This is a genomic window from Shinella sp. WSD5-1 (assembly GCF_963942435.1).
Lineage (GTDB): Bacteria > Pseudomonadota > Alphaproteobacteria > Rhizobiales > Rhizobiaceae > Shinella > Shinella yambaruensis.
Map to the genome: position 1 here is coordinate 63,599 of NZ_OZ012603.1, position 16,706 is coordinate 80,304.

The following is a 16,706-nucleotide window of genomic DNA, read 5'->3' on the forward strand; positions in this document are numbered from 1 at the left end:
TCATGAACTGGCACCTTATCGTCGACGTTCTGCCGCTCTTGGCTGAGGGAGCGCTGCTAACGGCTCAACTGACGGTCATCTCCGTCTTGTTTGGTCTCGTGATCGCGTTACCGCTCTCGCTGATGCGAGCATCGACAGTGACTGCGCTCTCTCGCCCGGTGCTCCTCTATACATTCGCGTTCCGTGGAACGCCGCTCCTCGTTCAGCTTTTCCTGATCTACTACGGTGTGAGCCAGATCGAGTGGATCCGTTCGAGCTTTGCCTGGGCCATACTGAGGGAACCCTTTTGGTGTGCGCTCATCGCGTTCTCCCTCAACAACGCCGCTTACACGACCGAAATTCTCCGCGGTGGGATACTCGCGGTGCTTAGAGGTGAGATCGAGGCGGCAAAGGCGCTCGGCATGCCCTACATGCTTCGGACGCGGCGTGTTGTTCTGCCCATCGCCTTTCGCCTCTCGCTTCCAGCCTACGTGAACGAGGTGGTCCTTATGCTGAAGGCGAGTTCTCTCGCCAGCACGATAACCATGATGGAACTGACCGGAACAGCCCGGAAGATCGTGGCGCAAACCTTCTCTCCCTACGAAGTCTTCATTTCTGCGGCCATGATCTATCTCGGTTTCACATTCGTGGTCGTCCACCTCTTCGGACGACTGGAGCGACACATCACAGTCCACCAGCGCCGCGTTCAGGCTGAGAACGATAATCGTGAGATTGCCCAAAATTCACAGGAGAAACTTGCGATAGGGAAGGTGGCGCAATGACCGCTCTTCTGGTCCCGCTCTCGGAAGAATATGATCCTGGATACGCCGAGGCCGCCCTTTTGCGGGGAAGCTGGTACGAGATCGATCTAGGTGCAATAAGGCACAACTACCGGCAACTCCGCGCTCAGCTACCGACGAACGTCAAGGTCTATGCGTGCCTGAAGCGGAATGGGTATGGGTGCGGTGCGGGTCCGGTAGCCGGCGCGCTGGCGTCCGAGGGTGCAGATGGTTTTGCGGTCGCCTCGCTTCCAGACGCCGTTTCCATCCGCAGGATGGGTGTAAGACATCCAATCCTTCTTTACCCAGGAGCCCTGCCGGCAGCGGGGCTGATGGTGGAGGCACTCGATCTGACGGTGAGCGTTTCCAGTATCGATGAACTGGAGCGCTGGCGGTCCGCGATGACGAGAACCCGCGTCTTTATCAAGGTGGATCTAGGCTTCTTTCGTGCAGGCGCGACGCTGCAAGAGTCAGGCGGGCTACTTGCCGCGGCCCACGCACATTCGGATGTGCAGGTCGACGGCATCTATGCACACATGAGCGAGTTGCCAACGTCAAAGCCATCGGACGCTGCCAATCAACTCGGGCGAATGCAGGCAATCTTGGCTGGAGCGGAGGCACGCGGAGACCGGCCCATCATTGCCATGATGTCGAGCACTGAGGGCGTTCTCACATATCCGGATATGGATCTGGATGCGGTCGACCCGGGGGCTCTTTTTGTTGGCTTGCCGGAGGGTCAGCAACCCGCGCGCCATCTTACCTTGCAACCAGCTTTGAAGACCATCTGCACCACCATCGTCGCCGTGAAGCGCCTCGATGTCTCGCTCGGTCCCATTCCGGAAATTCCTGGGTTTCAGCCGGGCATGGTCCTCGGCGTCCTTGGCATGGGATGGGGGGACGGCCTTCCTCGACTAATCCCGCGCGATGCCGAAGCGATCGTTGGCGGTAAACGAGCTCGACTGTTGCCGCCGGCACATCTCGAGCACCTGCGTATAGACCTCACAAACGTCCCTGAAGCCCGGTTCGGCGACAAGGTCGTGCTGCTCGGCAGACAAGGCGATCAAGTGATTACCCACGAGGAAATCGCGGTGCTTTGGGGAACTGACGTTGTCGGCCTCTACGCAGGCCTGCGTGACCATATACCGCGAATCTACACTTGAACCACAACACAGATCCAAAAGGGGAAGCAAATGAACGGGTTTAAGATGGTAATGCATATTTTCGTTGTCGGCTTGTTAGCCGGAGTGGCCCATGCCGAAGACGGTAAAACGATCAGAATTGCTACAGAAGGCGCCTTTCCGCCGTGGAACACAGTCGATACGTCCGGTAAGCCAATCGGCTTTGACATTGATGTTGGCGAGGCGCTCTGTGCACGCGCGAATCTGAAGTGCGAGTTCATAACCCAGGCATGGGACGGGATTATTCCGGCACTGACGGTCGGGAAGTACGATGCCATCATGGCTGGGATGTCGATAACTGAGAAGCGCCGGCAAGTTATAGCCTTCTCAGAGCCTTATGCACTGACTTCCAACTACTTCGTCGTCTCCAAATCGCTCGAGCTCCCTGTGATGGACAGCGAGGCAAAGCTCGATCTTTCATTGGAATCGGAGGCCGGTAAGAGCCTCCTCGCGGACTTGGAGGAAAATCTGAGGGGCAAATCGATCGGCGTGCAGGGCTCCACGAACGCGGAGGCCTTTATCAGGGGGTATTTTGGCGACATTGTCGAGGTCCGCACTTATGACAAGCAAGACAACCTAAATCTCGACCTCGTCGCTGGTCGGATTGATGGCGGCCTGGCGGATTTCTCTGTTTGGACGGCATTCCTGAATTCCAAGGATGGTGGCTCTGCACATCTATATGGCCCTCGTATTTCCGGGGGATTGTTCGGTCCTGGTGTCGGGATCGGGCTAAGGAAGGGAGACGACGTGCTGTCAGGAAAATTCGATGACGCCATTCGAGCCATCGAAACAGATGGTACGTTAAGGGCAATCAGTCTGAAATGGTTCGGTGCGGACCTGGTTTCACATTAGGTTCAGTGCAACTATCAGTCCGCCACGAGCATTGTAGGCGTATGGCGGACTGAGTTAAGATTCAAGCCGAAGCGCCGATCTTTGGGAAGCGGCGCGGCGCTTGCGCAATGTGGCTGAAATCAACTACGTTTGCGGGACGTATTCACGGCGTCATCAATAACGCCCGCATCCGCACCGAAATTCCGATAGAGAAATCGTCCGTGGCTAGGAAGGTCACGTGGCAACGCTAGATGTCGATGGCGAAAGTTATAGTCGCTGACCCAACATAATCGGAAGTGGTACTGACACATTCATTTTATCTGATCATTCGTGAGCGAGCGCCAACGCTATTTCTTTCCGAACCTTGTTTAAGAGCCGCTTTTTTGGGAGAGAAATATTAATTATGGTCAAGACTTTCTCGATCGCATGCTCTGCTTCAGCCGTTCGAAGAGCACTTGCGTCCAACGCTGATTTAAAGTCCGGGGCTTGTCCTGCTAAGGACGGCTCGCATCTCTTGCCGGGGCGCGGTATCTCGTCGGCAGAATCGCGCAGTTCATGATGTTGCTCGGTGTGCGATTGACCCGTCGGCTTCTTCGTGACCACCGGGCTGTTCCCAGCAAATTTCGCTCCGGGTGTCGATTTGATCTGGGAAGGGCTGGCAAGGGAAGGTACGGCCCCTGATTTATCATGTTCGAAAATATCAGGATCATGGTTCGTTGGTTCCGTCGGTGGCGCGCGCATCTGCAACCAGGCGCGTTTCAGCAGTTCGTTGTCCGCATAGTAAAAATTCCGAACCCCAAAAATTGGCTGCTGATTTCGAAGCTTGATGATGCACCGCGTCTCGTTCATCGAACCCAGTTCGTCGGGGCGCATCAGCGGCCGCATCGCAGTCTTGTGCGACATGGTGGCGCCCTTGCGATCAAACAGGGTCACACCCGTCGAAACCGCCTTGTCGACCGTCACTTCCTTCCGCTCGCCGAGCAACTGCGACACATAGCGCTGATCCTCGGGGTCTTGGGCGCCGAAGAAAATCTGAGCGCGCGCAGAGTTGACGAGCGTCTGCCGACCCTCGCGGGTATATACATTGTCGATCGACCGCAACGACTGGACGAAGAACCAACAGGGAATGCCATAGCCGCCGAGGACGGTGGCCACGGTCAATGCGTTTTCCAGCTTCCCCAAATTCTGGAACTCATCAAGCAGGACGAGCACGCGCCGCTCACCGCGTTTCATCATGTTGCGCGACATGTAGTCCATGAACTGAACCATCAGCACATTGAAGATCGGCCCGATCGAGGCGATCTGCTGGATGCGGAAATCCAGATAGAGGCTCATGTTCTCGCGGCGCATTGCCCGGATGTCGAACGTCGACCGGGCCGTCGCGCGCAGGATGCGATTGTTCTTGAACGGCCGCACCGCCGCGGCAAGCGAACCATAGACCCCATCGAATTGCTTGCTGGCCATGACGGCAAAGCGGGCGAGGGTGGTATAGGTGAAGGAGCTGATCCACGCGGCGCGAAGCTCCGGATTGGCAACCTCTTCCAGCCACTCGCGAAGCGGTTGGTCGCCACCCTCGACAACGTTGAGGACCGTGCCGAGGTTCTTGTCCTTGTCGAGAATAACGGGGTTTTCCAGCACCCAGGATGTGACGCCGGCAAACAGCGCACGAGCGTCCGAGATCCAGTAGGCATCGCCCTTTGGCGTCGGCAGCAATGCCGTCGCGATAGAGTTGATGTCGATATCGCGCTGATCGGGATCGATCGCGACAAAATCGAGCGGGTTATAGCATTCGGTATCGCCGTTTTCGTCGGCCGGCGAGAAGCGCAGAACGCGGGAGAACTTCGAGCGATAACCGGCCGTCGCCTCATAGGTCTCGCCGCGCATATCGAGCACGACGATGCTGTCCGGCCAGAGCAGGCAATTCGGCACGATGAGCGAGGCGCCTTTGCCTGACCGGGGAGGGCCGATGACGAAGCCGCCGACGTCATCGCCGTCGATCCAGAGCTTCTTGCCACCGAACAGCATCGGCTTCAGAAACCGCCGCCGGCCGGAGCCGCGCTGCGTGAACCCGCCCGGAACCTTGATCAGGCTGCCGCCGATCCGGCCGACAAATACGCCGCCGGTCCTCGTGAGGCCAAGGGCGCGCGCGTCCAGCGGGCTGAGAAACCGGGCATCCGTCGATTTCTTCTTGCCGGTCATCGCGGCGAGAAGCATGGCGCCGCCGGCGATGAGACCAGCCGCGGCCGCTGTTGCCGGCCGATGCCAGTCGCCGGCGGCAAGATCGAGCCGCGCCGCCCGATAGGATGTCAAGATATCGCCCTGTAGCGCCTGGAACATCCAGGTCGAATTGTCGAAGGCATAATAGAGACCGGCATAGGCGAGGGACGCGACGAATGCGGCCGCAGCCCCAGCGATGACCAGCCCGAACAGCAGGATCGCCGGATTCATAGCCTGTCTCCCTTGGTGAACACGATTTCCGACACGACACGCCGGCCGTCCGGAAGGCGCGCGAGCTGGACGACGACAGGGATGACTTCCTTCAGGTAGTCGCTGATCTCCTGCTTCTCGAGCGCAACGCCGCTCTGCATGACCATCAGCGCCAGGCGGTCATAAGCCGAGCGCGCCGAGTTGGCGTGGACAGTCGTCAGTGAACCCGGATGGCCGGTATTGATCGCCTGCAGGAACGAAAACGCTTCGGCGCCGCGCAGCTCGCCCAGCATCAACCGATCTGGCCGCATGCGCAGCGAGGCTTCCAGCAATTCCTGCGGCGTCACCTTGGCGCGGCCCTGGTCGCCCTTCGACGCAAGCAGCGCGACCGTGTTCAGCGTGATCGGCTTCAGCTCGCGTGTGTCCTCGATGGTGACGATGCGCTCCTCGTCCGGCAGTTCCTTCAGGAGCGCATTGAGAAACGTCGTCTTTCCGGTCGAAGTCCCGCCGGAAACGGCGATCGAGACGCGCGAGCGCACCGCGGTCCGAAGGAACAGCATGGCATCAACATCGCCCTGCATCATAGCGGCAAGCTCTTCCTCAGCCGCCGAAAGCGTGAGCTGCCGCCCAACCTTGGTCTCCTCGAACGCACCGCGGTCTTTATAGACATCCAGACCGATATCGTGGATCACCTGCTTGCGGATCGAAATCGCGCCACCGTCGGGGGCAGCCGGCGGCAACACGCACTGGAAACGTTCGCCAGTCGGGAGCGATGCCGACAGGATGGGGTGCTCATCGTTCACGACCTGGTTGGTGGAGCCTGCGACGCGCTCGCTCAAGGTCCGGATCCACTCACTAGAAAACTGCGCATCGACCACGCGCTCCATGCCGCCGACGCCGAGCCGTTCGATAAACAGCTCGCCGGGCCGGTTGACCGAGATTTCGGAGACGCGCTCATCCGCGAGAAACGGCTTCAGCCGCTCCAGCGCTTTGTCGAGAAACGGGAACGGATTCATTTGTAAACCGGCGCGACTGGATAGTAGGGCGTCGGATCGACATTCCGTCGGATTTGCCCACCGCGCTTCAGCCGCATCATTTCCTGCCGGACCGGATCGGCATAAAAGTCGGAGAAATCGAGATCGCGGCGCAGATAGACGATGATCGGCTCGCCTTGGGCGACATAGATCGTCGGCGGGATTTTCGAGTTTTCCTTGAACGCCTCGTTGGCGATGTCCTGGAGGATAGCAGACGACTTCTCTGCGGCGATCGAGCGCGCTTCGGCGGCCGTGCGGCTTGGCTCGGTGGTGATCGTCGTGACCGCGCCGGTGATCGGATCGACCGTTGAGATCGAGCGGGCGCTTTCCGTCGCGGTATCGCCAATCGCCGAGACATATTCCGCCGCGCCGCCGATCACCGACAGCATGATCGCGGAGCCGAAACGCTCCCAGAAATGCGTGTCGATCTTACCGGTCAATCCGGCTCGGCCGAGCCGGTCGGCGCCGGGCGAGGCGATCTCGACGGACAGGCCGTCGGAGCGAATAACGCGGGACCAGACAATGAAGATGCGCTTCTGCCCGCGCGCCAGGCCAGATTTGTATTCCCCAATCAGCCGGGAGCCCTTCGGAATGAGGATGCGAGCGCCATCGAGCGACCGAACATCCTCGCTCACGACGGCGCGCACCATGCCCGGCAGGTCGGTGTTGATCGCCGTCTCCAGGAATCCTTGGATCATCGTGCCCTGAGCAACGAGCGCGTCGGTGCGATCGAAGCGGGTCGCCTTGACGATACCGGCGGTCTGCTTTTCCGACTGGGCGAGGAATGCCTTGTTCGCATCGCTTTCCGCGCCGGGAACGGCGACGAGTTGGCCATCGTCGGCAACCATCACATTCTGGTCGCCGGCCGACAGGCTTTCGCGGCCGGAGCCGTCGACGATAATCTGCTCGGAGCGCAGCCGCTCCCACCGCGCCTTCTCTTCATCTTCGCGGCGTTTGGCCTCCAGCGCGGCAAGCCTCGCGTCCTCTTCGGCGCGCTTGCGCGCCTCTTCCATCCGAAGCCTCTCTTCCTCGGCGCGACGACGCGCCTCCTCGATCTGGCGCAGCTTTTCCAGATCATCACCCTGGTTGACGGTGACGTCGACCGTGGCGGAATCCACGGGCTTCTTCTCCTCGACCGGAATCTGCACCAGGTTCGGATCGGCTGCCTGCTTTACCGGCTCGTCAGGGAAATCGCGGATGCTGGAATTCGACGTCTCGAAGGTCTCGCCCGTGCCTTCGGTCAAGTTGGAGGTTTGTGATCCGGCTGGCCAGTTGACATAGGCCAGGACGCCAGCGCCGACGAGAAGCAGCACAGGGAGGGCGAGCTTGCCGAGGCGCCCGTTGCGGTCGCTCGCGACGCTGCTTTGCCCGTCGAGATGGTCGAAGTCGATCTTGCTCATCGCTGGCGCTCCTCTTTGCTGCCGAGACGCTTCGGCCCATAGGCGTCCTCGATGAGATCGAAGGATTGGCGATTTGCCTGCCGGTTGTAGAGGCACAGCCACTTGTCGCCGGCCCGCAAGGTGAACTGCGCCGCGATCTTGTCGATCACCACGTACTTGCCCTGGGTGCGCAGGTTGACGAGCGATTCCTGTCGCTTGCCTTCGACGACGAAGATGGCGGGGATTTCGTCGGGAAACTCCAGATACATATGCGTGCCGTCATCAAAGGCGACGCGCGGCTTCAGGCTGGTGTCGCCCTTGAACACATAGTCGTAGTTCAGGCGGTTCGGATCGAGATCTTTGAGCAGCGGATCTTTGGCGCTCTCCTGCGCAGCGGCCAGCAGCCGGGCGTTGACGTCTTCGTCGGGATATTTGAACCGCACCTGGAATGCCGCGCGCAGGTCGGCCGCAGCCGACCCCTTCAGCAGCAGGGCATAGACGCGCTGGTTGGTGACGATGTTGACGTTGGTCTCGGCGTTCTCGCGAAGCGGCTTCACGAACAGGATGCCGGAGCCTTTCTTGGGGACGATCGACCAGCTGGCCGTGTCGCCGGCTGAAATTGTCTCGATCACCTCGGAACTACCGAGCTGGATCATCGTCGAGACGCCGAGACCGGCCGGCACGGTCACGACGGAGTTATTGTTGAAGGTGATGTAGCGGATGCGAGGATCGGCGGCCATCGATGGGATCGCCATGGCAAGAAGGGCAACCGCCGTGAAGGAGATGAGAGATTTCCGCATCAGCGCGCAGCCTTGTCTGCCGGCAGCACTTCGGGCAACGATTCCTGATCGCGCCTGTATTCGACGACCTGGAAGCCGAGCGGATTGTCGAACCGGTATTCGTTCTTCAGCGGCGCCGTCGTGTAGCGGAAGCGGACCACCGAGACCCAGTGCTCGCGACGGAGGGTGTTGTCGCGCCGCGTTTCCGTCGAGAAGCGGACGGTCGCGGTGGAAGCGTTGAGGAACGACACGGACTTGATGGTGACGGCGATACGGGTGTTGCGGCCGAGCACCTTGTCCTTCGATTGCGGGTTCGAGGGTTCGAAGTCATGGCGGAGGTCCGTCGCGGCCTGCCCTGTCGAATAGAGCTGGGCGAGATCGTAATTGTCCTTCAGCGCCCGAGGATCGTAGGTCTCGCGCGCCCGGATATAGCGCACGATGTTCGCCGTCTTGATCGCGTCGTTCTCGGAAAGCTTGCTCTCGTTCAGGGAGCGAGCGACTTCGACGAAACCGGTCGTCTTGTCGGCGATCACCACCACGGCCTCGAATTGCTTCAGCGGAACGAGGAGGTTCAGGGCCGAAAGGCTGAGCAGCGTGGAAATGCCCGCGACCGTCGCGACGGTCCAGGCGATCTTTCGCGAGCGACGCTCCTTGCGATACAGCTCCGCCTCCCATGAGGCGCCGGCTTTCCAATAGGCGGTCAGGTCGATCGGCGGAGTTTCGGGTGTATGTTCGGTTGGCTCTGCTTTGCTCATTTGGACTTCCGATAAACCGCCAATCCCGCGGAGTTAAATATAGTTTATTCGTCAGGCCGAGCGATCACCTCTACCGGCCAAATCGGTGCTGAGGTGAGGGCTGGTTTGCCTGGATTCGTGGAGCGTTCAGTCCGTGGTACAGTCGTCCGAAGACCTAGCTGCACCACTTCATCAGCCTTTTCTTCGACGCTGTATTGGAGAAGTGGAAGGAGCGATCATCCTTCACCTCGATGCGGACCGTGTCGCGGTCGCCGTCGGGTTCATCGGACCCGGCTTCGACCCACAGCACATCGAGAACATAGGTTCCGCCGACCTGTTTGACGGAAAGAACTTTGCCGGCAGTCTTGTTCGCGCCGATTCCCTTGTCCTCGACATAGATGAACGCTGCGGCTGCGGCTTCGCAGCCACCTTCGGCCGGTGCATACGCGCCGGTCAACAGAGGCAGGATCGAGCTTGGCGATTGAGACCATGCCGTAACGGGAACAAGCAACGCGAGCGCAATCATCGTCGAGGTGATGTTGCTCATCACGAATCCTCCGCGATCAAAGGCCGAACAAGGCGGCGAGGCTATGAGCGTATCCGGCCAGCGTGTTGTAGAGATCGATGCAATACTCGGCGAAGGGCTTGAAGAAAATGACAGTGACCATGAACACCAGATAGCCGAAGCCACCGCCTTTCTTTGTTTCGGTGCGATCGCTTTCAGCCATCTCCTCGTTGTGACGGTGTTGCGCGTCCATGGCGGCGGAGCGCCGACGATCATCTTGCCAGGGCTGATCCACGGCCTTTCTCCCTCGGATAAACTATAGTTATAAAGAATGCGCATGAAAGACTACCCTAAAGTTGCCCGTTTTTTTCAGTTTCTCGCTGGATAGCGCGGGCGCGCGCTGCCTGCACATCCGACGATGTGCGGCGGCGCCCAAGGCCGGCCCGCAAGATTCGGGCGCGTCCGGTCGCCTGGCGTTCAGCATAGGCGACCGAGCGCCGGCCGCCCATGAAGGCGGAATCACCTTGCCCCAACACACTGCCCCCAACGATGGATGCGGCGAATGACGGGATAAACCGAAACACCACTATCCCGAGCAGGCAGACGATGACAAACGGCGCGACATAGGAGAGCTTGCTTTCGGTTGCGGTGTTGTTGGCCGTGTTGATCGCCAGCTCGATCAGCTGGTAGAGGAATGCGAGGAACGCCATCATCAAGGTCTGCGTCACCATCATATTGACCATTAGCAGCAGCCAGCCGTCGGTGAAGCGGAAGGTCCAGCGGTAAAGCGCCAGGATGATGAACACCGGCGCCAGCGCCAGGGTGATGAACAGCATCAGCTTGGCGGCGAGGATCGCGGCCGCCGCAACGGCGATGAAGGTCATCGCGACGACGAAGACGATCGCACCGATAAGAGCGCCGACATATTCGAAGGTGCCGGTAGCTACCTGCTCATAAATCTTACCTGCGGTCTCGAACACGGCGTCGAGGATCTTCACGACGCCAGTCGTGTCGCCGGTGCCGCCATCGAGCGCACCACCGGAACCAGCGATCGATTCGATAATCGTGTCGGAGATGAGGTTTGGCACCTCCTGCACGAGCTTATAAATCGTGGCGGAAAATGCGCCCCAGTTCGTCGCCATATAATAGATGAAGAAGGCGCGGCCAAAGCGCCACGCCGCCTCCGGCACGGAGAAACCGTCGCGGCCTGCGAGGATCATATAGCCCCACCAGAGGACATAGAGGGTGAGCATCGACCCGAACAGGACATTCACCTGAAGCGCGAGGCCGTCATAGGCGTTCTTGATGAACGTCTCGCCGATGGCGTCGAGCTTCGAGAAGATGTCCGAGATGATCGTGGTCGCCGCCATCCGTCTATTCCTTCAGGACGGGCGCGAAGGCGTCGTTGACCGGTATGGCCGGACCGCACAGATCGTCGGCCTCGATATAGCCGGAGATCGGTGGGCAGGGGGCTTTCTTCTCACCCTTCGTCTGGCAGCCGGCGAGCAGCGCGAGACCGGAGAGCATGATGGCAACGGGCAATCGCATGCGGCCTCACTTGAACGGGTTGACGTCTTTGTACTGCAGCATCTTGGCCGTCTCCGACTGCTGGGTCAGCCGCATCTGCATTTCGGTGTTCAGCGCCGAGACCGCGCCATTCGAGACACCGACCAGCTCGTTGATGGTGCGCGCCGTCTCCAGCTGCATGCGAGTGTTGGCGTCGACCGAGCCCTTCACGTCCTCGGCCGAGCCGATCTGGCCGGTGGCCGACTGAAGCGATTGCTCGCGATGAGACACACCTTTCGATGCCTGCTGCGTCAGCGCCGAGAGCAGCGCCACGGTATTGACCGCGCCGGAAAAGGCATTGTTCATCGCGCCGGCATCCTCGCCTTCGACGATCGCCTTGACCTGTTTAACCAGCTGCAAGCCGTTGATCAGCGTCGCTGCGATATTCTGCGCGTCTGAGCCAAGCCCACCGAACGACAGCGTGCCGCCGTTCATGATCGAGCTGAAGGACGGTGCGGCCGAGACCGACATGTTGCCGCCGAGGCCGGTCGAAGAAATCCCCATCGAGCCGTCGCGGCTACCGGAGAGCGCGCCGAGGATCTCCTTGGTCTTTTCGAGGATGTTGGTGTTGGTTTTCATGATCTCGCCGGTGTTCTCGGCATTTTTCTTGGCGATGGCGAGATTGGTGTTGTCGATCACCGGAATATCGGCGAGCGCCGGCGTTGAGAAGGCGAGGGCGGCGGAGACGATAAGCAGCTTGTTCATGGGAATCCCCTTAATCGGCCGCTTTGGCGGCGTTCTGGATGGATAGAAGATTGTTGCCGATCGAGCGGTCGCTGCCGCCGGACGAGAGAATTTCGTTATCGGCGTCGGCGGCCGCGACCACGGCGCAGCGCGGCCAATCCTCGCGCGGCACCTTCATCTCTTCGAGGATGACCGGATCGCAGCTGTAGGGGTTGACCTTGCTGTCGGATTTCAGGGTCTTGGCCGTCTCGGACGTTTTCGAAAGCCGCATCTGCATGCGCGCCTGCAGCAGCTCGTTGAACAGGTTGCGGGCCGTGATCAGGTTGTTCAGCAACTCGGCATTGACGGCGCGGGCCTGCGTGTTGTCGTCCCAGGCATCCTGATAGATCTCCGACGCGCCGACCGAAGCCGACAGCGCATCGATGCGGCGGCCTGCCTCCTGGACGCGTGCGGTGCTTGCGTCGATCCCCGAAACGGCACGGTTGACCGCGCCGGCCGCGGTGCTGTTGGAACTGCGGGTCGCTCCGGAACCGTAATCGACATAGGATTTATAGGACGGCGAGGAGATGTCCTCGATGTTCGAGCCGCCGGCGAATGAATTAAACCAGCCATGGTTCCGGCCGACCTTGCCGGCCCAGTTCTTCTGCTCCGCCGCGGTCGAGCCGTTGTACCAGGACGCGAGGCAGGCATAATCGGTGCTGCCGCACTTGTTGACGCCGATGCCGAGGTATTTGACGCCGCCCTCGATGTTCTCCTCGTTGATATCACGGTCGAAACCCATGCCCTTGCCGGTACGCTTCGTCAGCTGCATCACGCCCTTCACGCCGGTCGGAGAACCCGAGCAAGTCGAAATTCCAGACTCGGCATGCGCCACCGAAAGGGCAAGGCCGACCGGAACGTTGTGCTTTTTCGCATAATGCTTGATCAGCTCGACGTTCTTGGCGTCCTCGTTCACGGCTTGCGCCGGCGAGCGATAGAGGCGGCGGTTCTTCTCCTTCTGGGAGATGTTGCAATTCGTCACCGTCTGCTTTTCGAGCTGGTCGACCTGCGTTTCGGAGTCCTTCTTCGAATGGTCTTCGTCCTCGGCACGCTTTTCCTTCATGTCATCGTCGATCACGGGAATGTCCGCGAAGGCGACGGGCGCCGGCGCGGTGACGAGCGCGGCAGAAAGGAGGAGCAGGATCGTTCTACGCATCGGTCGCCTCCGAGATCGTCCAGCCACAGAAATGCGGGAGCCACGCGCCCGGCTCGTCGCCATAGGCCTGGCGGAGCGTTTGGCACTCGCGAACCGTCTCCGGTCGTCCGGACAAGACCTTCACCAGGTCGGGCATCGCCGACAGGTCGAGCCGCGCGATCACCGAGTCCTGGGCGTGTTTGATGAGGAAGGTGCGGCTCGTCTTGTCCGCCTGCTTCACGAACCGAAATTCCTTCTCGGAGAGGCCGAACGCCTTGCGGTAACTTTCCTCATCGGCGGAAGCGTTCGGGAAAAAGATATTGGTCATCGTCTGTTCGATGATTGTGTTGCGGAGGTCGGAGCGCACGACGTCTGCGGCCGACTGCGTGCCGAAGCCGACGATGCCGTTCATTTTGCGGATCGTCTTCAGCCAGTCCTTGATGAAGCCGGAGAAGACCTCGTCATTGAGCAAGCGCCAGCCTTCGTCGAGGAAGATCATCGAGGGGCGGCCGTCGAGGATTTCCTGAATGCGATGGAACATATAGAGGAGCGCTGCCGAGCGCGTGCGCTTGTCGGACAGGATCTCCGTCATGTCGAAGCCGATCACTGAGCCGGCAAAATCTAGTTTGTCGTTCGGGTTGTTGAACAGCCAGCCCTTGTCGCCCGTGGTCCATTCCTTCAGCCGGTCGGCGAGGTCGCCAATGCCGGAGCGCATCCGCCCGCGCAGCGCCTCGGCCAGCATGTCGAGACGCCGCTGTGGCCGCTCGAAGTCGGTGTAGATGCTGTCGACCGCATCGGAGATCACCGCCATCTCCTCGGCATTCAGCACCCGGTCCGAGGGTGTGACGAGGTAGGAGACCAGCGTCTTGCCGAAGCTCCGGTTAGTCGGGGTGTCGTCAAGCTGCAACGGCGCAAAGCCGGTCGGTTCGCCCGGCGATAGCCGCTCGTAGCGGCCGCCCATCGCGCGCACGAAGATCTCGCCACCGCGATCCTTGTCGATGAAGACGCAGCGCGGGCGCGGTTCGACGCGCATGCCCTGGGCCAATAGGAAGGACAGCGCCACCGTCTTGCCCGAGCCGGTCGGGCCGATGACCGTGAAGTTGCCGACATCCGCCTCGTGGAAATTGAAGAAATAGGCGGTCTGGCTGGTGGTCTCCAGCAGCGAGATCGGCAGCCCCCAATGGACCTTCTGCGTCTGACCGGACGGGAAATTGTGCGCGGAGAACAGGCCGGCGAAGTTGACCGACGAGATCAGCCCTTGCCGGGCGATGTATGAAAAGTTGGTCGGTAATTGTGCCCACCAGGCCGCCTCCTGATTGAGGTCCTCGCGAACAGCAACGACGCCCATGCGTGCCAGTTCGGCAGTGACATCGGCGACGGCTCGGTTGAGGCGCGACAGGTCGCGCTCAAGCACGCCCACCGTCATGTGATGTTTTCCGAACACCACTTCACCTGAGGCCAGCCGGTCACGCGCCGTCTCGATATCATCCTCAACCGCCGTGCCGCCATCGTCGGAATTGGAAATCTGCCGGCTGATGGTGGCGATCGCCTCCGTGACCGTTGTCCGGTCCTCCGGGGCGAAGGAATGCGTGACGATGAGTTCGTAGGGGAGGCGCAGCAGCCCGTCGAGCTGGCCGGGCGTCGTCATTGGCGGGTATTCCTTGATCGACACCATGGCGGCGACCTTTGAGGTCGCGCCATCCGCCGACCAGATTTCCGTCGCCTTGCGGCCGAACATGATCCGGCCAGTCCCGATATAGTCGGCGAGCGACATGCGGGGGAGGGGCATCGTCCGCTCGTCGCCAGCGGCAAGGATCTTGGCGAAGAACTCGGCGGGCTCAGAGTAGAGGCCGCCGTCACGGGTGACACAGGAGAGGATTTCCGGACGGTAGGAGCGGAAATCGCCGACAATGCCGGACACCATGTCCTTCAGGTCGCGTAGCGCTTCACCTCGTGCTTCGACCTCGTTGTCGGCTATGCGGAAGATGTCGAACATGCGGTCGACCTTGCCGGCGCGGCCGGTCATCGGCCGGCGGATCACGGTCACGTAAAGCTCGTTGACGAACATCGTTCGGTGCTGCAGCCCGTCCATGTAACGGGCATTCAGCTCGTCGGCGAAGGGGTTGTCGAAACCGCCGTCGATTGCCGGCTTGGTCTGTCGCCGGATTATGGTGGCGTAGAGCGCGAAACGTGATGATCCAAGCGAGCGGACCGTCATGTTGCGGTTTGCGAGGCGGGCATTGATTTCCGACTGATCCATCGTCTGGTATGGCAGGCCGGATAGCCGGATCACCTGCAACAGCAGGCCGGATTTGGTGACGATCGTTTCTTCGTCGACATGGCGGAGGTAGGGCACGTGGGTGCCGATCCCGAGATCACGGGCGCGCTCGCGGCCGAACTTCAGATCGTGATTGACGATATTCATGGGGCGTAGCTCCCCGCTTTCCAGAAGCGTCGGTTACGGATCGCCCGGCGTATCGACAGGAAAACCTGCGCCACGCGGACGATGTGGATGTCCCGCTGGCAGAGGTACAGCGCGATGAAATGGACGGGCAGGACGACCAGCGGCGCCAGGAAACTCGACGACGCGATGAAGACGACGATCCCGAAAATGCCGTTCACCACGAACACGATGATATCGACCCCGAAATACATCGGCGGCCGGGTCAGCGGCTGAATCAGTGGTTCAACATCGGGAGTGTCGTCACGCATGTCAGACGCCCCCCGCCGCCTTCATGGCATCGACCAGCTCGGCGGCGCCGAAGATGATGGCGATGCCGATGACGATGGAAATCGCACCCTGCCAGGCCATTCGCCCGGTCAGAAAAAGGAATCCGAGAAAGCAGACGGCGATGATCGCGAGCGAGCGCGCAACATTGCCCTGCAGCACGCCGACGAACCATTCGAGGATGCCTTCGACAGGGGCTGCCGACTGCGCATAGGCGGATTCCGGGACCAGCGCGATGGAAGTCGCAAGTAGCGCCAATGACAGGAGGGCCTTGCCGCGCGGGCGCGTCGTGTTCGGGAAAATGCTCATTCTGATGTCCCTCTGATCTTGGGAGGATGAAGTTGAGGACCGGCGCTATTCGGCGGTCCAGACGTGTTGGTCGCGCCAGGGAGAGGGCGCGAGCGCGACCGTCTCTTTGCGAGGGTTGCTGTTCCCGCGGCGCTTCTCATCGGCCGCCGACGCCTTGCCGTTCAGCGTCCAGCGGTTCATCACCTTGACAATGTACTGGGCCGTCTCGTTGAACTCGGGAATGCCGCCCTTCTGATAGACGCGCTCTGGACCGGCATTGTAGGCGGCGAGCATCAACAGCGGATCGTCGAACTCGCCATAGAGCTTCTTGAGGTAGCGGACGCCGGCGCGGATGTTGGATTCCGGATCGCATCGGTCCGTCACGCCATAGTCAGAGGCGGTTTCCGGCATCAGCTGCATAATGCCGACGGCGCCGGCGTCGGAGACCTGGTGCCTGCCGCCGGCGCTCTCGACATCAACCACAGCGAGCGCCAGATCGGGGTCCAGTTCTTCCTCATTGGCGATTGTCCGCACCAGTTCCAGAACGCCGTCGCTATCGACCGGCTCACAGGCTTGCGCGGTAGTCGCCGACGTCGAAATGAGGAGCATAAGCAGGGTTGTTTTCAATGCGCTTGTCCGGG

18 protein-coding genes are annotated in these 16,706 nt (G+C 60.6%); 3 read left to right on the forward strand and 15 right to left on the reverse strand.

The features are described from left to right. The first annotated feature begins 2 nt into the window (after positions 1–2). From AABQ55_RS34385 to AABQ55_RS34395, 3 genes are read left to right on the forward strand one after another with little or no spacing between them, the layout of a single operon-like run. Positions 3–761, forward strand: coding sequence for an ABC transporter permease (locus AABQ55_RS34385; RefSeq protein ID WP_272809306.1), 759 nt, complete (start codon positions 3–5; stop codon positions 759–761). Next, positions 758–1,918, forward strand: coding sequence for an alanine racemase (alr, locus tag AABQ55_RS34390; protein ID WP_272809305.1), 1,161 nt, complete (start codon positions 758–760; stop codon positions 1,916–1,918). Before AABQ55_RS34385 ends, alr begins: the two co-directional genes overlap by 4 nt. A gap of 30 nt (positions 1,919–1,948) precedes the next feature. Beyond that, on the forward strand, positions 1,949–2,788 hold the full coding sequence (locus AABQ55_RS34395) for a transporter substrate-binding domain-containing protein (protein WP_272809304.1): 840 nt from the start codon (positions 1,949–1,951) through the stop codon (positions 2,786–2,788). A gap of 303 nt (positions 2,789–3,091) precedes the next feature. On the opposite strand, the gene AABQ55_RS34400 is transcribed toward AABQ55_RS34395, so the two are convergent. From AABQ55_RS34400 to AABQ55_RS34470, 15 genes are all read right to left on the reverse strand, one after another. Continuing rightward, a complete protein-coding gene (locus AABQ55_RS34400; RefSeq protein WP_272809303.1) occupies positions 3,092–5,215 on the reverse strand; it encodes a type IV secretory system conjugative DNA transfer family protein in 2,124 nt (707 codons plus the stop codon). Further along, positions 5,212–6,210, reverse strand: coding sequence for a P-type DNA transfer ATPase VirB11 (virB11, locus tag AABQ55_RS34405; protein WP_272809302.1), 999 nt, complete (start codon positions 6,208–6,210; stop codon positions 5,212–5,214). The genes AABQ55_RS34400 and virB11 overlap by 4 nt, the downstream gene beginning before the upstream one ends. Next, a complete protein-coding gene (virB10, locus tag AABQ55_RS34410) occupies positions 6,207–7,628 on the reverse strand; it encodes a type IV secretion system protein VirB10 (RefSeq protein WP_272809301.1) in 1,422 nt (473 codons plus the stop codon). Before virB10 ends, virB11 begins: the two co-directional genes overlap by 4 nt. Further along, positions 7,625–8,407, reverse strand: coding sequence for a TrbG/VirB9 family P-type conjugative transfer protein (locus AABQ55_RS34415; protein WP_272809300.1), 783 nt, complete (start codon positions 8,405–8,407; stop codon positions 7,625–7,627). Before AABQ55_RS34415 ends, virB10 begins: the two co-directional genes overlap by 4 nt. Continuing rightward, entirely contained in the window at positions 8,407–9,141 is a 735-nt protein-coding gene (locus AABQ55_RS34420) for a virB8 family protein (protein ID WP_272809299.1), read from the reverse strand. The genes AABQ55_RS34415 and AABQ55_RS34420 overlap by 1 nt, the downstream gene beginning before the upstream one ends. Before the next feature lie 154 nt (positions 9,142–9,295). Continuing rightward, positions 9,296–9,667 (reverse strand): hypothetical protein, encoded by a 372-nt coding sequence (locus AABQ55_RS34425; RefSeq protein WP_272809298.1) that lies wholly within the window; start codon positions 9,665–9,667, stop codon positions 9,296–9,298. A 16-nt stretch (positions 9,668–9,683) separates the two neighbouring features. Then, positions 9,684–9,920 carry a hypothetical protein gene (locus tag AABQ55_RS34430; RefSeq protein ID WP_272809297.1) on the reverse strand — a complete coding sequence of 79 codons (237 nt, stop codon included), beginning with the start codon at positions 9,918–9,920 and terminating at the stop codon, positions 9,684–9,686. Between the two features lie 55 nt (positions 9,921–9,975). Next, positions 9,976–10,995 (reverse strand): type IV secretion system protein, encoded by a 1,020-nt coding sequence (locus AABQ55_RS34435; protein ID WP_272809296.1) that lies wholly within the window; start codon positions 10,993–10,995, stop codon positions 9,976–9,978. Positions 10,996–10,999: 4 nt separating this feature from the next. Next, the gene (locus AABQ55_RS34440; protein ID WP_272809295.1) at positions 11,000–11,173 is read right to left on the reverse strand and encodes a hypothetical protein; all 174 of its coding nucleotides are present in this window, start codon (positions 11,171–11,173) and stop codon (positions 11,000–11,002) included. 6 nt (positions 11,174–11,179) lie between these two features. Further along, a complete protein-coding gene (locus AABQ55_RS34445) occupies positions 11,180–11,896 on the reverse strand; it encodes a type IV secretion system protein (protein ID WP_272809294.1) in 717 nt (238 codons plus the stop codon). 10 nt (positions 11,897–11,906) lie between these two features. Beyond that, positions 11,907–13,070, reverse strand: a complete 1,164-nt coding sequence (locus AABQ55_RS34450; RefSeq protein WP_272809293.1) for a transglycosylase SLT domain-containing protein — start codon at positions 13,068–13,070, stop codon at positions 11,907–11,909. Further along, positions 13,063–15,474 (reverse strand): VirB4 family type IV secretion/conjugal transfer ATPase, encoded by a 2,412-nt coding sequence (locus AABQ55_RS34455; protein WP_272809292.1) that lies wholly within the window; start codon positions 15,472–15,474, stop codon positions 13,063–13,065. Before AABQ55_RS34455 ends, AABQ55_RS34450 begins: the two co-directional genes overlap by 8 nt. Continuing rightward, on the reverse strand, positions 15,471–15,761 hold the full coding sequence (locus tag AABQ55_RS34460) for a type IV secretion system protein VirB3 (protein WP_272809291.1): 291 nt from the start codon (positions 15,759–15,761) through the stop codon (positions 15,471–15,473). The genes AABQ55_RS34455 and AABQ55_RS34460 overlap by 4 nt, the downstream gene beginning before the upstream one ends. Before the next feature lies 1 nt (position 15,762). Then, positions 15,763–16,086 (reverse strand): TrbC/VirB2 family protein, encoded by a 324-nt coding sequence (locus AABQ55_RS34465; RefSeq protein WP_272809290.1) that lies wholly within the window; start codon positions 16,084–16,086, stop codon positions 15,763–15,765. Positions 16,087–16,131: 45 nt separating this feature from the next. Then, positions 16,132–16,692: a lytic transglycosylase domain-containing protein gene (locus tag AABQ55_RS34470; RefSeq protein ID WP_272809289.1), complete on the reverse strand. Its 561-nt coding sequence runs from the start codon at positions 16,690–16,692 to the stop codon at positions 16,132–16,134. Positions 16,693–16,706: the final 14 nt, after the last annotated feature.